The sequence below is a fragment of the Labilibacter marinus genome, assembly GCF_001659685.2.
Lineage (GTDB): Bacteria > Bacteroidota > Bacteroidia > Bacteroidales > Marinilabiliaceae > Saccharicrinis > Saccharicrinis marinus.
This window is the reverse complement of the sequence record NZ_LXYE02000034.1, coordinates 79,207-103,049: the sequence shown is the minus strand read 5'-3', so window position 1 is coordinate 103,049 and position 23,843 is coordinate 79,207. Positions and strand designations below refer to the sequence as shown.

Genomic DNA, 23,843 nt, shown 5'->3' with positions numbered 1-23,843 from the left:
GGCTAAGATGGAGATATTTTCTCATTATTCCATAATTTTAAAATAGAAATCAAACCATTCAATAGCTTTATACAAGTAAGCAAGAAACAATAATCTACAATTTTATCTATCATGAAAAATCATCTTGTACACCTAAGACAATCATCTCAAATCATTCCATTTATATTACCTTTATTAATTGTAGTGATGATATTATTCTCCCCATCACTTAATGCACAAAAAAAGCTTTTAGTAGAAGCTGAATCTTTCAGTAATAAAGGTGGTTGGAAAGTAGATCAACAATATTTTGATATTATGGGCTCTTCTTACTTACTAGCTCACGGTATGGGCGAAATAGTAAAAGAGGCCAAAACTCAAGTCAGTTTTCCTGCCAAAGGTAAATATCATATTTGGGTACGAACCAAAGATTGGGCTCCATTCCCTGTTGGCCCAGGAGAATTTGAACTAAAAATTGGAAGTAACTATAAAAACACTTTTGGCGCCAGTGGCAAAACAGGCTGGCAATGGTATAGTGGAGGTACCATTCAAATTGATGAGCCTGAAAAGGTTTCTATCAGCTTAAACGATTTAAGTGGTTTTGCAGGAAGGTGTGATGCCATTTATTTTACCAGTAGTAAAAAAGATGTTCCGCCAAATGATTTGGAAACAATGAACCCTTGGAGAAAAAAACTATTGGGTTTAAACAATAATCCTGAAACTAAGGGCAAATACGATTTAGTTGTTATTGGTGGTGGTATGGCAGGACTTTGCTCGGCTATAACAGCATCACGAAGCGGATTAAAAGTAGCCCTTATACAAAACCGACCGGTATTAGGCGGTAATAATAGTTCAGAGATAAGAGTGCACCTGATGGGTTTTATCGACCGTGAGAATGATTATGCTGCTTTGGGTAGAATTGTTCGCGAGTTGGATAATGGAGATCCACACAACGCTAACATAGACGGAAAAAAATACGGAGACAAGCGTAAGGAAAGTGTGGTTAATTTTGAAAAAAATATAGATCTGTTTTTAAATATGCATGCCTATGATGTAGAGATGGATGAGCAAAAGATAAAAGCAGTTATTGCTCGTCATATATCTACCAATGAAGAATTACGTTTTGAAGGTCGTTTTTTTGTGGACTGCACTGGAGATGGAACCATAGGGTATGCGGCGGGAGCTGATTATAGATATGGAAGAGAAAGTAAAGCTAAAACGGGAGAATCGTTGGCTCGCGATACAGCAGATACATTTTGTTTAGGAACCTCAAATATGTGGCATGCATCCAAATTTGAAGAGGCCTCTACATTTCCAAAAACACCTTGGGCACTGCAATTTACAGATGAATACTTTTTAGATGGAGCTACATCAGAATGGTTTTGGGAAACGGGTTTTAATAATTTTGATGCACTGAGTCAAGCGGAAGAAATACGTGACCACAACTTCAGAGCGGTATATGGTAACTGGTCGTATTTAAAAAATAATTTAAAAGATAAATACAGTCATTATAAGTTAGACTGGGTAGGCTATATTGGCGGAAAACGCGAATCGAGAAGATTAATGGGTGATTATATTTTTAGCGAGATGGATCGAAATCATACCAACCCTAGACAGAAGGATGCTTTTATACCAACCACTTGGTCCATCGATTTGCATTACCCACAAGACGAAAACAGTAAACACTTTAACGAAAATGCCTTTTTATCTAAAGCAGTACATAAAAGAGCAAAACCTGCTCATGTGCCCTACCGTTGTTTGTATTCTCGTAATATCAACAACCTTTTTATGGCGGGTAGAAATATTAGTACTACCCACGTTGGTTTCGGATCTACTCGTGTAATGCGAACAACTGGTTTAATGGGCGAAGTGGTAGGTTATGCAGCAAGCTTGGCCATTCAGCACAACACAGACCCAAGAGGTGTTTACGAAAAACATTTGGAAGAATTGAAAGATATATTGAATGGAAATTAACCTTTAAAGTTAACTTTATTAGCAGCTTAACTTAAATACTAAATCCATCAAAAATAATCTATGTTCAAGTATATTTTATATATACCCATTTGCCTAATTATCCTTACGGGATGTCAGACTAAAACAACAGAGGAAGAGTTATGGCATCATATAAACGTAGGACGTGTTTTAGCTGATTCAAGGGGCATGAAGGCCGAGATGCAACAAAGTACCGAGAATAAAACGCTGTATATCACTTCATCCGCTAAAGCGAGAAATACATGGTGCACGATACCTGCCCCCCAAGGAGGCTGGAATTTAAACACCTCTGAATTTATTGAAGCACAATTTACCAATACAGGAACATCTCCAATCGAGGTATTATTTTGGATTAAAGCAGGCAAAGGCTGGGATGCTGTATCGGCAAGTGAAAAAATTGAAGTAGGCGAAACTAAGACGCTTCAATGTAATTTGCGAGATACTTTCCCAGATGGTACACCGCTTATCAATCCCAATTTTATCGATAAAATTCAGGTGATGTTGGTTAACCCTCAAGTGGGTTCAAAACTTCGGGTTAGTAATCTTATTAAAAAAGGCAAATTACCCCAATGGCAGATGCCCGCAGGAAAATTAGAATTACCTGATATAACATATGAACAAGCTGCTGCTGGCAAAAGGGTGCAATACCAAACAGCAAGCATTAAGGACTCTGAAAAATACGTGGCTTTATATTTACCCAAGGATTGGCAAGCAGGTAAAAAGTATCCTGTGGTAGTTGAATTCCCAGGCAACATTTGGTTTACTAAAGACTGCTATTCAACAGGACGACCAGAAGCTTGTACCATCGGTTATGGCATGAGCAAAGGCAATGGTGCTATTTGGGTGAGTATGCCCTTTGTGGATAATGTGATCAATCAAATTACGGAGAATGGCTGGGGCAATCCCAATCACACCGCAGATTTAACCATCGAAACGGTGAATGAAATCATTAAAAACTTTGGTGGGGATAAAGACAGACTTATTCTAACAGGTTTTTCCAGAGGTGCTATTGCTTGCGGTTTTATCGGCTTAAGAAATGATACTATTGCTTCTATGTGGAAAGGTTTACATGCTTGTCAGCACTACGACGGAGATGGCTGGGGCAAAGCAAATATAAATGAAGCAAAGGAACGCTTGCAAAAGTTTAAAGGCAGTTATTTTATGACAGATAACAACAAGGAGGAACTAAAAAGCATGTTGAAAGAAACTGGGGTAAAAGCCACCTTTGCTAGTTCAAACCTGAATGCCCATGCTACTGCTATGTTTCTGGACAATCGCCCCTCCACACTCGCACTCCGAGAATGGTATCAAGAACTCATTAGAATAAACGATTCTATAAACTAAATCACCATAAATATCTAAATATGAAAAAACTAAGCTACCTATTGCTTTTATTAGTCCTTATTATTTCATGCACGCAAGTCAGTGAGAATAAGCCATCAGAACCTGATGATTCATTTCCATATACAATTACCAAAGAAACACAGCAACGAAAAATGAGTGCTGCTATGCAACGTAGTTTTAAAAACTACAGTGCTATTCATCCTAGAGATAATGAACTTTATTCTCAATTTAAATATACCGAAATTAAAGGTCTAGATTATAGCAACCATGATGGCACTATTACACGTCGCGACCCATCTAAAGTTATCTTCGAAAACGGAAAATACTATGTATGGTATACTTATCGTAATACTTCTACCATTCCTGTTGGTGCCAAAAATGCACATAAAAGTAACGATACTATTCCGTCAACCGATTGGGATTTATGCGAAATTTGGTACGCTACTAGTGAAGATGGATTTACATGGGAAGAACAGGGTGTTGCAGTCCCTCGCCCACCAAAACCAGAAGTAGGTTGGCGTTCGGTATCTACTACAGATATCTTAAAATTTAAAAACAAATACTACCTGTACTACCAAGGCTTTATGGAAGCCAGCGGTAAATCAGGTGATTACTGCCCAGTAGCCATGTCTTATTCAGATTCTCCAGACGGTCCTTGGATTCCGGTAAAAGGTGCTGTAATTGAAAATGGAGAAGAAGGAGCATGGGATCAATATGCCATACACGACCCTTATCCTTTGGTGCACGATGGTAAAGTTTATATTTATTACAAATCGGCCTTTAATCGTCCTGGCAATGTGTGGGTAGCAGGAGGTTTGGCAATTGCCGATGACCCCATGGGACCATTTGTAAAACATCCGCTTAACCCAGTTTTAAACTCAGGTCATGAGGTTACATTATTTCCTTTTAAAGAAGGTGTGGCTGCGTTAGTGGCTAAGGATGGAAATGAGCATTTTACAATTCAATATGCAAAAGACTGGGTTAATTTTGAGATAGCTTCCATTACCGAAATGGTTCCTGTAGCTACAGGCCCTTTTGTTCCGGATGCTTTTACTAATACAACAGATGGTAGAGGAATTACCTGGGGACTTTGCCATTTTATTAATGCAGGTAAATATGGTGTAAATCAGCATTCCATTCTGGCACGTTTCGATTGCGATTTAAGTTTAGATGTGGATGACCCGTATATGAAAAAAACCGGCATATGGCAAGATATTGATATTTACTACAAACAAGGCCTAAACAAAAAACAGTTAGACAGAATTAAATCAGAAAATAAAAATCTAAAAGAACAGAACTAATGAAAAACATTGCATTTATTTTATTCATGGCTATAAGCATCATGTCATGTACACAACAACCTAATACAAGTCCCGATTATAAAATAGAGTTTAAAAAAGTATCTAAAACTTCTGTTTTTTCGGGAGGTGATAGCTTAAGTCATTGGGGCGGATCATTAGTCAAAGGTGAAGATGGTCTATATCATATGTTTTATTCGCGTTGGCCTAAAGCTCCAGGCTGGGTTTGGGTTTCTCACTCAGAGATTGCTCATGCCGTTTCAAATTCACCTTTTGGACCTTTTGAGTTTAAAGATGTGGCTTTACCCGTTCGTGGTGCTGAATATTGGGATGGTATGTGTACCCACAATCCTACCGTCCATAAATTCAACGGAAAGTACTATTTATACCATATGGGTAATACAGGCGATGGTAAAATAGTGGGGGTTCCTGGCAAACACCGCATTAACTGGGTACATAGAAACAATCAGCGTATTGGTGTAGCTGTAGCGGATGACCCCAATGGTCCATGGAAACGATTTGATAAACCGGTACTTGATATTACTTATGGAGATAGTTTAGCATATGATGCAGCGATGACCTCTAACCCTTCTGTTTGTCTGATGACGGATGGGAAAATTTTAATGGTTTACAAAGCGGTAGGCAAAAAAACACCTGCCCCTAATTACGGTCCGGTAGTGCATATGGTGGCTATTGGCGATACACCAACGGGTCCTTTCAAAAAGTTCCCAGACCCAGTTTTCACATTTGAAGGTGAGCATTTCCCTGCAGAAGATCCTTATATCTGGTATCAGGAAGGAAGATATAGAGCCATTGTAAAAAGAATTCGCCACGAAGGCAAAAAGAGACTTTTCTCTTTGGTTCATTACGATTCTGAAGATGGTATCAACTGGAATAAAGCCAAGAATTTTGAAATTTCGGAGCGCATATTCACATGGGAAGATGGCCGAACACAACAGTTTACGCATTTGGAGCGTCCACAAGTTTTTATGGAAAACGGAGAGCCTGTAGCACTACTATGTGCTGCTGACACCTTGGACGAAAATAAAGTTAGACATTCTTTCAATGTTCAAATTCCTCTTAAAATAACTAAAACGTATAACTAACATGAAAACCAAAACAATCATAACGCTTGCTTTCCTGTGGATAGGATTAATGCAAATGCAAGCACAACAAAAGCCTAATGTTATTTGGATTAATTGTGATGATTTAGGCAGAGAGGTAGCTTGTTATGGTAATCCTGATGTATATACTCCTCATATGGATCAGTTGGCCAAGGATGGCGTAAAATTTAACAATGCCTATTCTAATGCTCCTGTTTGTTCAGCTAGTCGTTCCTCTCAAATTACAGGAATGTATCCAAGTACTATCAATTGCCTGAACCATCGCACCATGGAGAAAAAAGATTTGCCAGAAGGCGTTACTCCAGTAATGGAAATCTTCCGTGAGGCAGGATACTTTTGTACCAATGGTTGGGCACATGCCATGAATAAAAAAGGCAAAGAGGATTATAACTTTATCGGTTCTGATCTATTCGATGGCACAGACTGGAAAGAACGTGCCAAAGATCAACCTTTTTTTGCACAGGTTCAAATTCACGAACCTCATCGTGTCTTTCATCATGATGAGGACAGACCAATCAATCCTGATAAAGTAGCATTACCACAATGCTACCCTGACCATCCTCTTATCAGAGCGGATTGGGCCTTGTATTTAGAGTTTGTTCAGATTGCCGATAAGCGCGTGGGACAAATCATGGAGAGATTAGAAAAGGAAGGTTTATTAGACAATACCATTGTATTCCTGTTTGGTGATCATGGACGTCCGCATTTACGCGACAAGCAATGGTTATACGAAGGAGGTTTAGCTATTCCATTAATTGTTCGTTACCCAGAAAAGTATAAAGCCGGAACAGAGCGTGATGATTTAATAAGTTTAGTGGATGTAACCACTAGTTCATTGGCTTACGCCGATATTAAAATACCTAAACACATGCATGGTAAAGATGTATTGGGTGGAGAAAAACTGAAGTATGTATATGGTTTCAGACAACGATGTGGCGATGCAGTAGATGATATTAGATCGATTACCAATGGGCAATATAAATTAATTTGGAACCGTATGCCCGAGCTTCCTTACATGCAGGTTACTTCGTACAAAAAACTGCAATACCCTGCTTTTTCACTCTATCATGCTTTACACGAGAAAGGAGAATTAGGAGCACCCTACAATCAGTTTATGGCGGATTCAAGACCCGAGTTTGAATTATTTAATTTAGATAAGGACCCTGAGGAATTAAATAATTTATCGGGTAATCCAGCCTACAAAAAGATTCAAAACAAACTAGTAAAACAACTTAAAAGCACCATAGCTAAAGTGGAGAAGCATGCTATACCAGAATCTGCAGAAGCCACTCAAAGGGGGATTGAAGGTTCGCAGAACTTTTTAAAACAAGGCTTTAAGAAAAGAGGTTTAGCTCCCGATGCCTCATACGAACAGATTGTAGAAAAATGGGAAGAGCAACTTTTAAAAGAATAGATCATATGGTAAGATATATCATAATAGCTGTAAGTCTAATATTAGTATTAGCCTGCAATACACCAAAAGAGCAAGGTCCATTTAAAATCGAACTTGGCGAAGTAGCAGCTCAATCTAAGTTTATATCAGATACCATGAGTATTTGGGGCGGCTCTATCGTTAAAGGCGAAGATGGCTTATACCACATGTATTATTCTAGATGGAAAAAAGATTTAGGCTGGGCCTGGGTTACGCATTCCGAAATTGCACATGCTGTTGCAGAAAGTCCGTTTGGTCCTTTTAAATTTAAGGATGTTACATTACCTCCTCGCGGAGCTGAATATTGGGATGGTTTATGCACGCACAACCCTACCATTCATAAGTTTGATGGGAAATATTACCTATACTATATGGGCAATACTGGCGATGGCATTAACCCTTGCACTCCTGGTAAACTAAAGTACAATTGGTTACACCGCAACAACCAGCGCATTGGCGTAGCTGTTGCAGACAATCCTAATGGACCATGGCAAAGAACTGATACTCCTTTGGTTGATGCCAGTGCAGACTCCACCGCTTTAGATGCTTTATTGGTCAGTAATCCGTCAGTCACTCGCCGACCAGATGGAGGTTATTTAATGGTATACAAGGCAGTAGGTAAAAAGAAAAAAAGAATTTCTGGAGGTCCAGTAGTTCACTGCGTGGCAACATCTGAATCGCCTACAGGCCCATTTACCAAATATGATAAACCTGTGTTTGAAGCCAAAGGTTATGAATTTCCTGCTGAAGATCCATTTATTTGGTACCAAGATGGGAAATATAGAGCCATTGTAAAAGATATGCATGGTGCATTTACTGATAAAGGACGAGCCTTGGTTATGTTTGAATCGGCAGATGGTTTTGACTGGAACCTAGCTGAAAACGCCTTAGTATCTACCTTAAAAATTAATTGGGCTGATACAGGTATTCAAGAAGTAGAGCATTTAGAGCGTCCACAGTTATATTTGGAAGATGGCAAGCCTGTGGCATTAGTTTGTGCATCTGATACGAAGGATGCTGATGGTGTTTTACATTCCTTTAATGTTCAGATACCGATAAAATAAAAGAAGAACGGAAAGCTTATTACGCTTCAGTCACCCTCAATTATGAAAATTATAAATAAATAAAAAAGCGCTTGTTCCAACCTTCGGAACAAGCGCTTTTCATATAAGGGAAATAATAACTATTGCTTTAAAAATCTTAAGGATACAGTTTCCTCAAAACTATTCACTTTTAAGAAATATACTCCAGGGGTCAAATCAGAAACATCTAAAGAATCCTGTTGCTTAAATTGCTTAATAATCTGTCCTGATACATTAATTACATCAGCACCTGAATAAAGATCCATATTAGCTAAAAATAGCTCATTAGTTACTGGATTAGGGTAAACATAAGGTCGATTGACATCTATACCATCCACTACACTTACGTTTTTTTGTACCGTAATCACAGTAAAATCGGAGTAACGACCATCAGCGGTAGTTGCCCAAATATTTACCAAACCACCTTTAATTGGAGTTACTAATCCATTTTCATCAACTGTTGCTATCGATGGATTGTCTGATTTCCAAACAATGCTTTCTCCAGCAAAATTTGAATTTACGATAGAAGCACTCAACTGAATTGGTGTTTCATCTGTAGCCTCTGCAACTTGAGGTGATGTTTGCACAACTTGTATTTGATCACCATTTTCAATAGTTCCTCTGTAAAAACCAGTTCCTTTAGTTGCTAACCACATTTTGCTGGCATCTAATATATCAAACTTAATATCTTCAATTTCCTGAGGAATGACGATATTCTTATTACTCTTAGCCCAGGTTGCTCCACGGTCGCGGCTTACAAAAACGCCAGGATTCTTTGACATAAACTTACATGTTACCACCATCAAGTTATGATCGAAAGGAGAAACATCAATACATTCTGTTCCTGGGTATTCAAATACTTGTGTCCAGTTATCACCAAAATCATCGGTATACCAAACACCAGCACCAGCACCTCTATAACCAGTGGTAATATACATGCGGTTGGTATGGTCAATCTCAATAAAGTGAACTCCTTTTACTTCAGATGGAGTATTTACTTTAGTCCAGCTCTGTCCTCTATTTGTAGAGTGATATAATCCACCATCCGCTTGCGGTAAGTTATAAGTAAACTCATAATTTTCGGCCGCAATAAATAAGGATTCATTGCTATGATCGCGAGGATCAAACTTGATATCGTTTATTCTTGCCGGTGAAGGTAAACCACTGTTACTTTGGCGGAAAGTTTTTCCATAATCATTGGAGTAAAAGAACCCGCCTTGTGTTCCTTTGGATGCATCAACTATTTTAGTAATACCATGATACATGTACTGATTATTGGTAGGGTCGATGATTAAACCATTGGTATAAAAATCGTCTAACCACTTATTAGTCGCAGGAGTAGCCACTCCATAATTCTCCCAATTCTCACCTCTATCATTACTTCTGAAAATATCCTGCTTATTCTCTTGTCTACTTGACGTTGAATATACAATATCCACATTAAAAGGATCATAAGCCAAACAACTCACGCTGGGCTGAGTACTTTCAATAAACTTAATCGCTTGTCTTTCATCAGGACTATCATCGGTTGGAATCCAAAGGTAATGCTCTCCAGAACCAAGCAAGGTTGTCTCTTTACGTTTATCCTGAGCAATGGTTAATCCTGGTAGGTTACTATTTCCTCGTCCAACAATAGCGCCCGAAGGAGTATATTCCTCATCCATTTGTTGCCAAGTAGCACCATGATCGGTACTTAACATGGTACTATGATCAGAAATAATCATTACGCTACCATTAACACCAACATCTAAACCACGCATTGAACGTAAAGCATAATCGGTACCAAAACGCATATGCGGAGAAGCATGTCCAACTACCATATTTTCTTCCCACGGATTTCCTCTTTCTTCCCAGTAAGCTTTATCTCTTTCCCAAGCATCTTCATACAAACGCGCAGTATTAATCCATTTTTCGCCATTATTGCTCGTAGTCCATAAACGACCTGGCATAATTGAGTTGGCTACCTGTGGATCGGCAAAACCGATGTATAAAGCTCCTTCTCTACTTGGGTCAGTACTCAACATATTAAAATACTGCAATGCTTCTGTTGGAAGTGATGGATAAGTTGATTTAGCCACCGCCTCAGTAATATCTAACCATTTAGCAATATACTTGTAGTAATTATTAGGTACACCACCTGTTAAACGACCAATATTTAAACCTAAGTTACCATTCATTTTAACCCAGTTTGCTCCTTCGTCATCTGAACGATAAATACCACCTGTACACTTTGTTGAAGTTCCATTTGGTAAATAATGTACCTGATCAATAACATATAGAATGAACTTACCCGACGTTTCATCATAGTAATAATCCATATCCATAATAATATCATTATCTAACTGACCATCGGTAACCTGTGTCCAGCTTGTTCCTCCATTAGTAGACTTATAGACACCATAATTTGAGGATGCAAAAACTTGTTGCGAGTTTTTAGGATTAACTACAATTCGTCCTATTTGGGCGGCTGCATTTAAACCTGAATTCACCAAAGTCCAATTTGCACCTGCATTGGTTGTTCGCCATAGTTTACCTTCGTTAAGTGCAGTTTTACCACGAGGATTATCTTTGTTTACATCCTGATAGCACGACATCCAATCTTGACCACGAACATTAGAACCTCCCGCTACAAACCAGATATCTGCATCATTAGGATCAATGGCTACTGCTGCCACTTTCTTTCTCCATCCTTGTTGATCTCTACCTTCTGAATCATTATCGTACCAAGCACAATTTGTCACCGGAGTAAATGTACGCCCTGTATCTGTTGACATCCAAAGCTCAGAAGTAGCAATAGCGATTGATAATTTAGGATTACTGACAGAAAACTCGATATCCAACATTCGCCCAAAAGAGTTATCTCCATCAGGGTCTTTTGTGCTATACCAGCGCTCTCCGTTATCATCACTCTGGTAATGATTCCACATATCCTGACAAAAAGCTACCTTTTCGGGGATAGTTGGGTGATAACGCAAAAGGTTAGCAAACCCTGAATTACCAGGCGATACCTGATCCCACATAATGGTATTTCCAGATTCAACGCGCTCTGTTTTTAACTTTTCAAAAAATTGAGCAAAACCAACCGTGCTTTGGATTAAAATGGCACATAAAAACACGATTGTTTTTAACTGAATGCCTACTTGTAGTTTTTTCATGTTAATTGTTATTTTCCAAATGACAACTAGTAACAGAAAAGAGAGATAATCAGCTCACATATTCTATTACTTCTTACACCTCCAAATAGTAGAGGTTATCACACTATTATTTACAGAAACAATATTGCAATCATTTCAAAAAACATAGTGGTAAATTTTCGTAGATATACGTAGGTGATTCTTGATATAGTTATAAATATCACTGGATAATAACTGGACAGCTAAGGTAAAAGCTAAGGAAAATAGGCATCTCTATAAAATCCATCAAAATGAACGCCGATTATTTATAAAAGATGAAGAGTTTAAATTCGACGAAAAATGGCGAATCTATTATTTGGTTTTAATGGTGCCATTTTTATATAAATCAATGGCAGATTTTAAGATGCTACGAATAAGGTCTATGGGAATATCTTGGTTGGAATTTACCCTAAGTATTTTTGTACGCGTTCTATTTCCGCTTTCTAATTGGGAATAGTTAAGGTGCTTACCTTCTACCATTAAAATATAAGGCTCATGTGTTTTTTTATCGGTCCATAAAAAGCAGAACATCTTATTTTTATAGCAAAAACAAGGCATCCCGTATTTTATGGTTTCAGAGACATTTTCATCTTGTGCAAGAATAATATCTCGCAAAGCCAACAGACAACTTCTGCTGGGCTCATTGGTATTTAAATAGAATGTACTTAATTCCATTTATCACGATTTTTTTATTTTCTCTTCCAAGCTAATTCTGTTTTCAAACGCTCGTACACGTTAAAAACAATGGGACATATCTCGTAATTTTGTACCACTCCATGCACTCTGTGAATAAAATCATCGGTATCTAAATAAGGAAAATCTCTACATTCGTGATACCTATCTTGGTAAATGGTACATTTTTTACCATCCAAATTTTTACAAGCAAACCCCCAAACATACTTTACCTTCTCAATATCTTCGTCCTTTACAAAACGGGCTAGTACCATTTCGTCTGCTGCGGGTCTAATGTTTAAACAGCAATTCCCACATTCTACACAATCAATCTTGGAACTAATTTCATCATTTAGTCTATGAACAATGTTGTCTATTTTTTCAACATCCTGACCTTCCAAATAAAATCTAAACTCGATATTTTCTTCTCTTCTTTGCTTACTTAATGCATCAATCCTTTTTAGGTCAATCTCTAAATCCATCCTTGTTTAATGTTTACGTAATGTTGATAAAAACTTATATAACATTAACGCAAATATGAAACTTCCGTAAGATATGAACCTATAATGTATACGTCGCAAAAGTATAAGTTTTAAAAGGATAATATAGCTTTTTGCATCCTTATTTTAAGAAGAGGAAAAAATTAGAGACGAAATACAGAATTAACCCTCATTTTTCAATAACTAATCATAAAAGGTTAAAACCACCTATAAAACATTCCTACATCGCATATTTATAAAATCATCAAGCCCGAAAAATATATTTGTGAAGCATTAAACAAATCATATTATACCAATTTTATATTGAGATGAGGGTTAAATAATTTTAGAATTTTTGCGGTTAATCAAGACGAAAAATATCGACGTAGCCATAGCTACGTCGATATTTTTTAACGATGAAATAAACGTGAAAGAATGAAATTGTAAGGCTCATTTCAATGGAATATTGGTATTACTATTAACAAATAATTTTATACTTGATGATTTCACAAATAATTGAGAAACTAAATGAAGGTGGAGCTGCCTTTACTTACCCTATGGTATTTGTATTAATTGTAATCACTTACTATTTTATAAAAGCACTTCGGACTAAAAGCCAGCTAGAAGTACTGAGTAAATTAATTTCAAATTACGGCTGGTTTATTGTGGCATGGGGTTGCTTTGGAAAAGCTATTGGAATGATCATAGCCTTTGACTCATTAAAAAAACTTACCATCGGAAGTATTACTGGTCAGCAATTAGCTGGTGGTTTACGAGTAGTTATTATCTGCTCGCTGCTTTCATTTTTCATATTTTCTATCAGTAGACTATACATACTTATACTAAATAACAAGTCATATTATTTTAATAATAGAAAGTAATTTAAACTACAAAATCTCACAATATGAATACAAGTAAACCAACCTCGGGGCAAGCTCAGAGGCATGAATTTGAATACAAATTAAATTTACGAGGCAAGCCTCGAGGTATTAAACCTTTTGGCGGCGCCAATAAAATCATTATTCTATGCTTGATTATAGGTTTCATAACACCTTTAGCCAAGGCTCAAAATACATCGCAGATATTTAAAACGGCATTTAATAACAACACGTTTAATGGTAGTGCCCTTGTTATGCAAAATAAAAACACCCAGTACAAAGGTAGTTTTGGATATGCTAATGAAGAGTGGCAAATTAAGAACCAAGCCAATACGAAGTTTAAATTAGGTTCCTGCACAAAACAATTTACAGCCGCCTTAATTATGTTATTACATCAGCAAGGAAAAATTAGCCTAAATAGTACCATTAAGGACTATATTCCTAATTATCCCGAAGAACATGGGAATAAAATTACGATACATCATTTATTAGCACATGAATCGGGAATACCAGACTATTTTTACCTACCACAAGCCAGACCTTACTTTTACAAGAGTAGTAAGCCATTGAACTTTTTGAAGGTATTTTGGGAATTACCATTGGAATTTGAACCTGGAAGTCAAGCTAAATATTCCAATTCTGGCTATTTTATTTTAGGAATTATAATAGAGACAGTCACACAAATGAGTTATGAAGATGCATTGAACACCATGATATTTGAACCTCTTAAAATGACAAATTCAGGTATCGACAACACTTCAAAAATTTATAAAAACAAGGCTTATGGATATTTAAAAGTATCAGGTAAGCTTCAAGTGGCTCCGTATATTAACTCTTCGTGTGCTTACTCTGCTGGAGCAATTTATTCCACCTGCGAAGATTTGGCCTTATGGTGCCAATCTTTTTTAGATGCTTCTTTATTAAGTGAGGAGAGTATAAAGATGATGAGCACCAAACACAATGCTAAATATGGGTATGGCTTAGCTATCATTAATGTAGACAATGGGACTGATTCGATGACAATTGTTGGACACGAAGGTGAAATATTTGGTTATCGCTCACTTATACATATGATTCCAGCTGAAAACAAGTTTATTATTATTTTAGACAACCATAATAACAGAAAGCTATTTAATACCGCCAAAGCTATTTGGAATTTAAAAGAATAACATAAACCAAAGAGCGCAGTTTAATTCCTACTGCGCTCTTGATCTGTATATTATATTCTCCTTAACAATACAGGGATAATATTGAAGACAATCTGATTAATTGGTCATTACCTTGCTGGTTCACCATGCTCTTTGTCATGCACATCAAACTGAGGTAAAATTGCCTCCATCTTTTTACGTTCCTCACGATGTGCTTCTGATACTGTACTCCAATCTTTAATTACCGGAAAACTAATTAAATCATCCACCTCGTTAGATACATCATACCATTTACCTCTACCATCTTTTAATACTTTGCTTCCTCTGATTAACTGTTTATTGCTGTGATACGCATAAATCCAATCGCGATGCTCTTGTGTTTTTGTAGTTAAGTAAGGCATTAAGCTAACACCATTAATTTCGTAATCCGTTGGGAATTGATACCCCATCACTTCAGCCACAGTTGGTAAAATATCTGACATGTTAACCAAAGCATCTTGTGCTCCTTTTTTAGTAAAATTAAATCCTGGTGCGTATATCATTAAAGGCACATGACATCCCTTTTGGCAATCAGGACTCTTTTTACCATAACCACTTGTTCCATTATCGGCACAAAAAATAAAAATGGTATTATCCTCCTCTCCCATTGCTTTTAGCTTTTCCATATAACACCAAACCTGATAATCTAAGTAGTTAATATGATGATGTATGCCTGGCTCGGTAATGGTTCCGTGTAAATCGTAAACACCTTTATCGCCCGTTACTTTGGGTTCAGTGCGCGTGTATTTACCATCTTCCCATTCTACTTTTGGTGTACCAGGCCATTTTGCTTTAGATGCTGGAATATGCCAGTTAAAAGAATCGTGCCCTAAGTGAGAGGTATGATATATAAAGAATGGCTTTTTCTCATCATGTTTACGATCGATGAAATCAAACACAAAGTCTAACTCAATATCTGGCGCGTAACTATGGTCGCCAAAGTTCTTTTTACTTTCTGGTGTATTAGGCCACCACTCAAATTGTTCTTTTGATTCTGGGTGATTCATTAACTGAACAGAGGGTTTCCAGAAATAGCTTTTTAAAGGAAAACGACCGCCTGCCTTTTGCTCATCTATATTAAACAATACTTTCTTACCATCTACCTTTTTATAGATGACTTCATAATCGGTATTGGGGTTATCTCCTGAACCTTCAGCGCCCGGTGTAAATACGCCCTCATCAAAACCAAACTTGGTATGATCGGAATTTTTCATCTGTGTTTTTCCTGCCCAATAAGTAGCATAACCAGCTTTTTGTGCTACATGACCTAATTGTAAGGGAGAACTGGCATAAAGAGGCCAAGGTCGAGTTTTTTTACCTGTAGGTGAATACTCTGTTCCAAGGTCGCCGTTTAACCACCACTTGTGCAGATGGGCATATCGTCCGGTCATCATCATAGCACGCGATGGAGAACAAACCGTTGCACACCAAGCCGTTTTCATCCATACACCTTCGTTGGCCATTTTATCCAATACTGGTGTCTGCGCTCTATAATTCGGGTCAGAGGTGTTACCGCCCTCGGGTGGCGACCATACCGAACTACCATAGATGGGCAACTCTCGGGCGCTAATATCATCCGCAAATAAAATAATAACATTAGGCTTTTTTTTAGCCCATGCAGAGCTTGTAATGAATATACAAGCCAGTAGCAATAATAAATGATTAACCTTCCTCATCTTAAATTGATTTTAATTTTAAATAACCACAGAATTATTTGAGTATAACACTGAATAATTATGGTTCTTCGTTATTATCATCTAAAGTAGTTGACAGTGTTTAATTTATTGAGGTAGTAACAATTGCAAAATACGGGATAGACAATAAAACTGGAGTGAGCTATTAAAAACACCCTATAGGAGATATTATTTATACCCGATGAGCATAAAAAAGGCCATCTCAATTGAGACAGCCATAAACTTTTTATCATGTTAAAGGAATCTATTCCTTCGGACGGTTTTTCCATTTTTTTTGTTGCTCAGGTGTAACAATCTCTTTCTGCTTTTTACCATACTTTTTGTAAAGTTCAGTAAATGCAGCTTTTCGTTCATCACTTCCTTTTTCCGTTTTGCTTACAATGGCAATACGTTCTTTCTCTTGCTCTATTTTAATATCAAGAATCTTTGCCTTTTGATCTGCAGAAAGCTCCATAACCTCAGCCATATTATCTACAGTAGCTTCTACCTTTTGTTTTTGCTTTGGTTTTAAGTCCTGTGCAAATGCATTTATCGAAATCATTAAAACCAATGCTAATACTAATTTTTTCATCCTTCTCCGTTTATTTGATTCTTAATCATTAAAATACGTTCTCCTCTAAGTAATAATTACAACTTAATTTTGGCAGTACTAGCGCCTACTTTTACAATATAAATTCCTTTTGGCAACGAAAGTTCAACTTGATCCTGAGCTAAACCTGACTGCACTAGAGTACCTGCAAGATTATATATTTTATAATCACCGGTATTAACACCTAAGTACAAAGCAGAACCAATGTTATAAATACTGTTGATTTTGATATCATCAATATCCGTTGTTGGATTATCATCAACATCATACACCAACTCAAAATCATCAATATAAAATTCGCTATCTTCTACTGTTACTGTTCTAGTATCAGCATCTGAATTAACTGGCAGATAAGATGATGTATTGAAAATAACTAAGAACCCACTTCCATCAGCACTTCTTGTACCTGTTGTCTCAATAGTTTGCCATGAACCATAATTTGCGGGGGCAACACTGCCTGCAATATCAAATATTAAATTAAGACCATCATTAAATGCAATTTTTATTGAAGCTACAGGGTTAGACTCAATCCAAATTTTCATTTTCCCACGTAACACACCTTGCTGTTCTAAATCAACCGCTCCTGCATTTTCACATTTGGTTTTTATATTTTGTGTAAATACTGATCCTACAGCTGCATAAAATCTTAATCCATAATCCCCAATAACAGGGTAACTATTTGGGTTATTATTTGCATCAACCACACTACTTATAACAGGATCATTACTCTGATATGTAATTTTTAAATCGTCAGCTGTTGGTGATGTTTCAACGTACTTTTCAAAATCCTGCACATATAAAGATGTTACTTGTGCTGTAATTCCTGAAGTAAATACCGCAATGGCAATTAAAATTAGAAAGTAGATTTTTTTCATGTCTATTATTTTTTAAAAATTATTACTTCCACTAAAGTACTGACTAGGTTGCCTTTATTGGAAAATAACAGTTTGTAAAAACGGGTAATAATACAAACCCCCATTAAACAGGAGGCTTTAACTCACTACTCAATTACAATACTATAGCCCATAAAAAAAGGAAGACATAATGCCTCCCTTTCATAGTTATCAAACTGAGTTAATACTTGTTTATTCTTCGTTATCTATCTCAAGTCGCGATAAGCGCGACTTAATATTGACATTGTATTCTTTTATTACTGTATTGATTTCATCAATTAGTGGTTTACGCGCATCCATCGGTGCAACCAGTTGTAAAGCATCGATAAAAGTAAATAAGGATTCGTAAGCCTGACGTAACTCTTTACAAGCTTCGTCGCTATTAATTTTTACTTGACTGGCTTTGGCTTGCGTTCGCACTTCGAGCGATTGCTCAAAATTAGTTTGTGCTTTCTTAAGTCCATCAAACCATCTTTTGCCTTGAATAATACTTACCGCCTCGCTAAACTCTGCAACTTGCTCTACATCGTTTAACAAATTCATGGTTAATGCACTTTGTTTGTTATAACTTTCGTCTTGCATACTCCACCCATAATGCTTCACTCGGGCCACTAATAAATCGGCAGCCTCAGACCATTTAGGATCGTGATATTTTTGACATGCTTGCAAATAATGTTTAGTTGAATAAAATGCATTATCGCGCCCTGCTTCGGCATGCACAACATCTGCTGTTAATTCGGTAGATACAGCTTTAGTTAAGGCTCCACCCAGTTTTTCATGTGCGCTATTTACCCTAACAACGGGCTCTTTTATTCCAAGCTCGTCTGGATTATAGCGACCTATGATCTGAATGGATCTATCGCTGAAGGATAAATATTCACGGGTGTGAAATTTATAAAACATTGGAGATTCCATCATAATTTTAAAATTAGCGTTTGATAACTCCTGTTAATATAAGACATTAATCTGTTAACATAAAACATATACTAAACTAAATTGCTCATACTCCCCAACCTTTATATTTGCAAATGAAACCAATAAAGCGATTGCTTAAGAATAGATTACAGTAACAGAAACGGGATAAAATTGGGGCTTCGTAATGCCTGAGAGTAGGCAAATCAAACCCAATTTTATTCTGAATAATTCCCTTTGCCGCTAGCCTACGGGCTTTCATTTTTTTCTATCTTCTGTGACCGATAAAAAAGTATTTGTATTCTATTCAACTCCGCTGGAGTTGCACTTTACATTGCTCCTAGATTCTATAGACAGTACACTCCGCTGGAGTGTTTAAGCCATTTAAAATGAAAACTATTGAAAGCTTTTTATTATAGATGATGCCAGCGGCATCACATGTTTATAGAAAAACCAATCTATTAATAAAACGACTCCAGCGGAGTCGAAGAAATAAAAATTAATTGTTCTAAAAATATTTAGTGTCCGGTAAAACTATTCATTAATTGAGATATCTATTTTTTGCCTCAAGCCGACTGCTTTTTATTCTTCTATAAAGATTCGCAATTAACCGACAAACGTATTTACTTATTTTATTCAACTCCGCTGGAGTTGCACTTTACCTTGCTCTTAGATTCTATAGACAGTACACTCCGCTGGAGTGTTTAAGCCATTTAAATGAAAACTATTGAAAGCTTTTTATTATAGATGATGCCAGCGGCATCACATGTTTATAAAAAAACCAATCCATTAATAAAACGACTCCAGCGGAGTCGAAGAAATAAAAATTAATTGTTCTAAAAATATTCAACAACGCTGGGATTACGTTATGACGTAAACATGCAAGGCTGTTTTACACCAATATTCTATTGAAACTAGCCATATTAACACATGGTGTTTCGGGTGCTATTGTTAGCAATGTAACGCTTTAGCACATCCTCTTTATTTGCGAAGAACTACTTTTACATGTGTGGGAGCTTTATGGTATTTACTTTGAATATACTTTAGTTGTGCTGATGTTTCAGCTCATTTGCTTTGAAGGTGGTTTACTTGTGAGGAAGATTCAACTGCTTTACTTTGGAAGTAGTGCACTCGTGCAGATGGTTCAACTGGTTTTGTTTGGAGCTTACTTACGAGTGCTGATGACTCAAGGCATTCTGCTTGGTACTCGGATACTATTGGGGTTGGTTCAACCAAAATCAGGCAGATGTTCTGAATTATTACAGATGCTCTATCATAGATGGTGTGCTCCATTTTTAATACGCGTTGTCCTTGCCCAATAGCGGGTAATAAAGAGAGGGAGACAAACTGCCTCCCTCTCTTTATTTAAAATATACAATTGTATAAACTATGGTTTTTCCACTTTTGGTGAAATATAGAAATCGTCGTAGTAAAAAGTACCTGCTTTAGGATTAACCTGAACTGTTAGGAAAGCTCCTACATAATCTTTATCAGCAGTCCATTCAAACTCCATTTCGTACCAAGCTTCGGTTGGATTACCTGTAAATAAATGACACTTTTGACCCGGATCTAATAAGTTATCAACATTGTTGATTTGTATTACATTCAGAGTTCCTCCTTCACCAATATAAAATTTATCTCCACCTGCTAAATCAGTATCTGCAGTTAAAAATCTTTTATACTTTACAGTATAAGTAACGCCTGATTCAATGGTTAATAATGCATCGGCATTACTAGAAAATCTCATTTGATTACCACTTGTACCTGGGTTTACTCCTTTTATACTTTGATTTCCTGTTGCAGCTTGTTCGGTAGAATATTCCACAGTACCTGTTCCTTTGCGTTGATCTGCCCAGTAATCACCTAGAGCATCCTCAAAACTAGCAGCAGTAAGATCTAACATATTAGGGTCGTATACAAATACTTTAACGTCGGTAAATGATTCTAATGCCCTTTCATCTTGCGACGTAATACCAATAGTTTCATCCTTGGTATAAGTCATTGTTACAACATCTCCGTAATAGATTTCCTCAGCCAATGTTAATAACAAATTATCTTGATTATTTTCAACACGTTCTACTTTTGTTACAGCAATTGGATCAGGGTTACCTTCAACATTTACCGTAAACAAGTTTTTTGCATCATCATGTATCACATCTGCAATTAAAGCATTAAATATTACATTAACTGTTTTGTCTTTATTTTGACGAATTTGACCTTGCTGCTCAAAAGGAAGGTCGGACTGAGCCACATTAATAACAATAGGTGCTAAGTATGTTTCAGTATCCCCTACAAGCCCTTCTTGAGCCTCTCTTTTTGCGGTAAGTTCGATATAAAAATTACCCATCTTTTTAAAGGTAATATCAGCTATCGTTTTACTGCTTGTAGTATACACCTCATTCTCGCCAGAATTTTCAGGAGCATTTAATATTCTCCAGGTAGTTCCATCTGGTCTTGATGTATTATCAAGTTCAGCACTTAAATCAGCAAACTGTAACTCTTCACCTGCCTTAATTTTAACGGTATCCCCTTCAACAGTATGGTCTATTACTACGCCTTGGTTTCGTAATTCCATATCCGTAATAATGGTATCGTACACATCTACCAATATATTGTATTCAAAAACCCATTTACCAGCCCACTCGCCATCTTCATGATAAACAGCCGAATGATTTTTAGCTTCGTATGGCCATCCTGTTGTTTCGTCAACACCTCTCCAAGCAACAGAATCTTCAAATACATTGAATAAACGAACTTGAAAAGCTGTATCTCCTTTTGCAAACAGGATATTTGCGTTAATATCATGAATAGAAGTATCACCTTCATTCATAATATATGATGTAAAATCCTCTACACCACGAGGAATGGGACCCTCTAAAAAGTAATTACCTGAATCAACTGCCCAATGGTGGTATATGGCGCCTTGCGATATATCCATAAAAGCGGCATAGTCACCCACAACAGCGCTTCTGCCAACTTGACTTCCGTAACTTGTATAAAAACCAGCATCCGCGAAGTCACTCACTGGTTCGTATTCATCTTCACAAGCAAAAAATACGCTAGCCAAGATGAACATCCCTATTAAATATTTAAATGTTTTCATTTTTCTATTTTTTAACCCCAATAGCTTCAAAAAAAAGAAGTTAATGGTTGATTTTATATTTGAAAAAATCTCTCTTTACAAGATCATTACTCCTTTAAACCAAGGTTTGAGTTAATTTCGCTCAATGGTATTGGTAAATACGCATGCTTGTCTTCATCATAGTTTAATGCAGCTTCCTGCAAATCATTATGATCAACGGATTGATACGTCACAATACCATCCAAAACAATTTCGCCATTATTCGAGTTATTATTAAAAGGAGGAAGATAATTAGGACTATCCGGGTCTTCATTTCCTTCTACATATTCTGTAACAACCGCTTTCCAGAAGGTTTTATGTGTACCTATTTCAGTCATCGTATTTTTCCATATGTGAGCAATATTATACCTTCTTGCTGCTAAATCTACAAAGCGTTCTTTTTTAACACCCCAACGACGTAAATCATTATTTCTTAACGAATTTCCTTCTAATGCTAATTCCAAAGGTCTTTCAATATGATATAAGTGCGTTCTTAATGTTTCTTCGTCATAAATGTTAGCATATAATCTATCCGCTACATCCCTATCATTATCATAAGTAGTGGATAAGTCATTATACTCAGCACCTGGAGCATCTCTATCCCCTAATAAAATAATATGCGAACGCTTACGCACTCTATTGATATACTTAATGGCTTCATCCATATTTCCTAACTCCATCTGACACTCTGCATACATTAAGTATATATCAGCCAAACGAATTAATCGGATATTTACACCTGAACGCCCTAAGTTAGGAGGTGTTAGGTTTCTTTCATTATCGATGATATCCCAATTGGTATATTTTCTCCAATGTGCAGGTCTAGTTTTTCCGAACGCAGCTGCACTTAAAGCTGGATACTCTGCTTGATAATAACCAATACTTGGAGCATCATCATCGGCCATGGCAATAGAATATGAAGTTCTTAAACTAAATGTTCTAAGCTTAGACGTTACATTACCATTTTCATCGGTATAACTAACTACATTAACTGGATCATTAGGATCTACAGGATCATTTCTGTAAGCAACCACTAACCAAGAAAGCGGAGGTTTTGCACCCCATGCACCTACACCACCATATTGGCCATTTAAATTATTGTATAAATTCTCGTCGCCTGAGAGTTCTTGATTTATATTAATGGTATAATTTATTTCAAGAATAGACTCAGCATTAAATTCATCCCTTGTAGTAAAATTACTACCTACGTCTGGCATTAAAGCGTATCCATAATCCATTACTCTTTCTAACCTTGTAGCTGCTTCAGTAAAATTACCTTCATACAAGTAACTTTTAGCTAATATGGCTTCACATGCACCTTTTGTAAATCGGCCTTTTTCATTTTCATCAACATCCGCTGGAATATTTGCTAAAGCAAATTCCAAATCTTCTCTGTAAAACTTTAAGATATCTTCTGATGACGCAATTTCATTATGAAAACCTGCTTCGTCAATAGGAACAAAATCTACCAAAGGAATAGCCCCTTTATTATAAATATTGTGTAACGAAAAATAAAACCATCCTCTTAAGGCACGTGCCTGTGCAAAAACGGATAATGCTCTATCCGCATTATCACCAGATAAATCAGCTTTTACATTTTCGTATGCTTCAATTACCTGATTGGCTCTAAAAATACCTTTATAATATGCAGCCCACTTATTTTTAATAAGATTATCACTATTATTAAAAGTCTGGAAATAATAAGGTAAAACCTTTCTAGTTGGTCTGTCCTGATCTGGATATTGTAAATCAGCCCTTGAAGACTCATCAACTACAAGAGTTCCGTTAACGTTTTTAAAAGAGTTGTACACAGAGTTTAAACCTGCACTTAAATTATTTGGGTTAGCCCAGTACAGGTCTGTTGTTATTGCATTGGGGTTTTCTTGTGTAAGAAAATCCTCACAGGAGCTTAGCGCAAGTGCCAAACAAAGCGTAAGTCCTAAAAATATATTATTAACTATTTTTTTCATCTCATTATAATTTTAACTTTTAAATAA

The 23,843-nt window shown here is 36.7% G+C and carries 17 protein-coding genes; 8 read left to right on the top strand and 9 right to left on the bottom strand.

Features of this window, described 5'->3' with window-relative positions; translation table 11 throughout:
- The first annotated feature begins 111 nt into the window (after positions 1-111).
- Genes A8L32_RS14050 through A8L32_RS14025 form a run of 6 tightly spaced genes read left to right on the top strand, consistent with a single transcriptional unit; the run spans position 112 to position 8,230 of the window.
- Positions 112-1,950 (top strand): FAD-dependent oxidoreductase, encoded by a 1,839-nt coding sequence (locus tag A8L32_RS14050; protein WP_066631417.1) that lies wholly within the window; start codon positions 112-114, stop codon positions 1,948-1,950.
- A gap of 60 nt (positions 1,951-2,010) precedes the next feature.
- Positions 2,011-3,312, top strand: coding sequence for an alpha/beta hydrolase family protein (locus A8L32_RS14045; RefSeq protein WP_066631415.1), 1,302 nt, complete (start codon positions 2,011-2,013; stop codon positions 3,310-3,312).
- Between the two features lie 20 nt (positions 3,313-3,332).
- Positions 3,333-4,613, top strand: coding sequence for a glycoside hydrolase family 117 protein (locus A8L32_RS14040; RefSeq protein ID WP_066631413.1), 1,281 nt, complete (start codon positions 3,333-3,335; stop codon positions 4,611-4,613).
- Positions 4,613-5,716 carry a glycoside hydrolase family protein gene (locus A8L32_RS14035; protein WP_066631411.1) on the top strand — a complete coding sequence of 368 codons (1,104 nt, stop codon included), beginning with the start codon at positions 4,613-4,615 and terminating at the stop codon, positions 5,714-5,716. Before A8L32_RS14040 ends, A8L32_RS14035 begins: the two co-directional genes overlap by 1 nt.
- A 1-nt stretch (position 5,717) precedes the next feature.
- Positions 5,718-7,148 carry a sulfatase family protein gene (locus tag A8L32_RS14030; protein WP_066631410.1) on the top strand — a complete coding sequence of 477 codons (1,431 nt, stop codon included), beginning with the start codon at positions 5,718-5,720 and terminating at the stop codon, positions 7,146-7,148.
- Positions 7,149-7,153: 5 nt separating this feature from the next.
- Complete coding sequence (locus A8L32_RS14025; RefSeq protein WP_066631573.1) at positions 7,154-8,230, top strand: glycoside hydrolase family protein; 1,077 nt, start codon at positions 7,154-7,156, stop codon at positions 8,228-8,230.
- A gap of 119 nt (positions 8,231-8,349) precedes the next feature.
- On the opposite strand, the gene A8L32_RS14020 is transcribed toward A8L32_RS14025, so the two are convergent.
- The 3 genes from A8L32_RS14020 to A8L32_RS14010 all read right to left on the bottom strand — a co-directional run bounded on the left by A8L32_RS14020 (position 8,350) and on the right by A8L32_RS14010 (position 12,575).
- Positions 8,350-11,403 (bottom strand): VPS10 domain-containing protein, encoded by a 3,054-nt coding sequence (locus A8L32_RS14020; protein WP_066631409.1) that lies wholly within the window; start codon positions 11,401-11,403, stop codon positions 8,350-8,352.
- 330 nt (positions 11,404-11,733) lie between these two features.
- Positions 11,734-12,096 carry a DUF1801 domain-containing protein gene (locus A8L32_RS14015; RefSeq protein ID WP_066631408.1) on the bottom strand — a complete coding sequence of 121 codons (363 nt, stop codon included), beginning with the start codon at positions 12,094-12,096 and terminating at the stop codon, positions 11,734-11,736.
- 14 nt (positions 12,097-12,110) lie between these two features.
- The gene (locus tag A8L32_RS14010) at positions 12,111-12,575 is read right to left on the bottom strand and encodes a YkgJ family cysteine cluster protein (RefSeq protein ID WP_066631407.1); all 465 of its coding nucleotides are present in this window, start codon (positions 12,573-12,575) and stop codon (positions 12,111-12,113) included.
- 497 nt (positions 12,576-13,072) lie between these two features.
- Between A8L32_RS14010 and A8L32_RS14005 the strand changes: the two genes are divergently transcribed.
- Together A8L32_RS14005 and A8L32_RS14000 are read left to right on the top strand one after the other, a co-directional pair.
- Positions 13,073-13,453 (top strand): hypothetical protein, encoded by a 381-nt coding sequence (locus A8L32_RS14005; RefSeq protein ID WP_066631406.1) that lies wholly within the window; start codon positions 13,073-13,075, stop codon positions 13,451-13,453.
- Between the two features lie 23 nt (positions 13,454-13,476).
- Complete coding sequence (locus tag A8L32_RS14000) at positions 13,477-14,619, top strand: serine hydrolase domain-containing protein (RefSeq protein WP_066631405.1); 1,143 nt, start codon at positions 13,477-13,479, stop codon at positions 14,617-14,619.
- Between the two features lie 107 nt (positions 14,620-14,726).
- Here the strand turns inward: A8L32_RS14000 and A8L32_RS13995 are convergent, their stop codons facing one another.
- From A8L32_RS13995 to A8L32_RS13965, 6 genes are all read right to left on the bottom strand, one after another.
- Complete coding sequence (locus A8L32_RS13995; protein ID WP_066631403.1) at positions 14,727-16,313, bottom strand: sulfatase-like hydrolase/transferase; 1,587 nt, start codon at positions 16,311-16,313, stop codon at positions 14,727-14,729.
- Between the two features lie 262 nt (positions 16,314-16,575).
- A complete protein-coding gene (locus A8L32_RS13990; RefSeq protein ID WP_066631401.1) occupies positions 16,576-16,902 on the bottom strand; it encodes a hypothetical protein in 327 nt (108 codons plus the stop codon).
- Positions 16,903-16,958: 56 nt separating this feature from the next.
- The gene (locus A8L32_RS13985; protein WP_066631399.1) at positions 16,959-17,795 is read right to left on the bottom strand and encodes a T9SS type A sorting domain-containing protein; all 837 of its coding nucleotides are present in this window, start codon (positions 17,793-17,795) and stop codon (positions 16,959-16,961) included.
- Positions 17,796-18,005: 210 nt separating this feature from the next.
- Positions 18,006-18,731, bottom strand: a complete 726-nt coding sequence (locus tag A8L32_RS13980; RefSeq protein ID WP_066631398.1) for a DUF6261 family protein — start codon at positions 18,729-18,731, stop codon at positions 18,006-18,008.
- A gap of 1,381 nt (positions 18,732-20,112) precedes the next feature.
- On the bottom strand, positions 20,113-21,828 hold the full coding sequence (locus A8L32_RS13970) for a hypothetical protein (protein WP_066631396.1): 1,716 nt from the start codon (positions 21,826-21,828) through the stop codon (positions 20,113-20,115).
- Positions 21,829-21,914: 86 nt separating this feature from the next.
- Entirely contained in the window at positions 21,915-23,816 is a 1,902-nt protein-coding gene (locus A8L32_RS13965) for a RagB/SusD family nutrient uptake outer membrane protein (protein ID WP_066631395.1), read from the bottom strand.
- Positions 23,817-23,843: the final 27 nt, after the last annotated feature.

What these genes read in the sequence shown, in the direction of transcription:
- A8L32_RS14050 (WP_066631417.1), top strand. Translation starts at nt 112, where the DNA reads ATGAAAAATCATCTTGTACACCTAAGACAATCATCTCAAATCATTCCA.
- A8L32_RS14045 (WP_066631415.1), top strand. Translation starts at nt 2,011, where the DNA reads ATGTTCAAGTATATTTTATATATACCCATTTGCCTAATTATCCTTACG.
- A8L32_RS14040 (WP_066631413.1), top strand. Translation starts at nt 3,333, where the DNA reads ATGAAAAAACTAAGCTACCTATTGCTTTTATTAGTCCTTATTATTTCA.
- A8L32_RS14035 (WP_066631411.1), top strand. Translation starts at nt 4,613, where the DNA reads ATGAAAAACATTGCATTTATTTTATTCATGGCTATAAGCATCATGTCA.
- A8L32_RS14030 (WP_066631410.1), top strand. Translation starts at nt 5,718, where the DNA reads ATGAAAACCAAAACAATCATAACGCTTGCTTTCCTGTGGATAGGATTA.
- A8L32_RS14025 (WP_066631573.1), top strand. Translation starts at nt 7,154, where the DNA reads ATGGTAAGATATATCATAATAGCTGTAAGTCTAATATTAGTATTAGCC.
- A8L32_RS14020 (WP_066631409.1), bottom strand. Translation starts at nt 11,403, where the DNA reads ATGAAAAAACTACAAGTAGGCATTCAGTTAAAAACAATCGTGTTTTTA.
- A8L32_RS14015 (WP_066631408.1), bottom strand. Translation starts at nt 12,096, where the DNA reads ATGGAATTAAGTACATTCTATTTAAATACCAATGAGCCCAGCAGAAGT.
- A8L32_RS14010 (WP_066631407.1), bottom strand. Translation starts at nt 12,575, where the DNA reads ATGGATTTAGAGATTGACCTAAAAAGGATTGATGCATTAAGTAAGCAA.
- A8L32_RS14005 (WP_066631406.1), top strand. Translation starts at nt 13,073, where the DNA reads ATGATTTCACAAATAATTGAGAAACTAAATGAAGGTGGAGCTGCCTTT.
- A8L32_RS14000 (WP_066631405.1), top strand. Translation starts at nt 13,477, where the DNA reads ATGAATACAAGTAAACCAACCTCGGGGCAAGCTCAGAGGCATGAATTT.
- A8L32_RS13995 (WP_066631403.1), bottom strand. Translation starts at nt 16,313, where the DNA reads ATGAGGAAGGTTAATCATTTATTATTGCTACTGGCTTGTATATTCATT.
- A8L32_RS13990 (WP_066631401.1), bottom strand. Translation starts at nt 16,902, where the DNA reads ATGAAAAAATTAGTATTAGCATTGGTTTTAATGATTTCGATAAATGCA.
- A8L32_RS13985 (WP_066631399.1), bottom strand. Translation starts at nt 17,795, where the DNA reads ATGAAAAAAATCTACTTTCTAATTTTAATTGCCATTGCGGTATTTACT.
- A8L32_RS13980 (WP_066631398.1), bottom strand. Translation starts at nt 18,731, where the DNA reads ATGATGGAATCTCCAATGTTTTATAAATTTCACACCCGTGAATATTTA.
- A8L32_RS13970 (WP_066631396.1), bottom strand. Translation starts at nt 21,828, where the DNA reads ATGAAAACATTTAAATATTTAATAGGGATGTTCATCTTGGCTAGCGTA.
- A8L32_RS13965 (WP_066631395.1), bottom strand. Translation starts at nt 23,816, where the DNA reads ATGAAAAAAATAGTTAATAATATATTTTTAGGACTTACGCTTTGTTTG.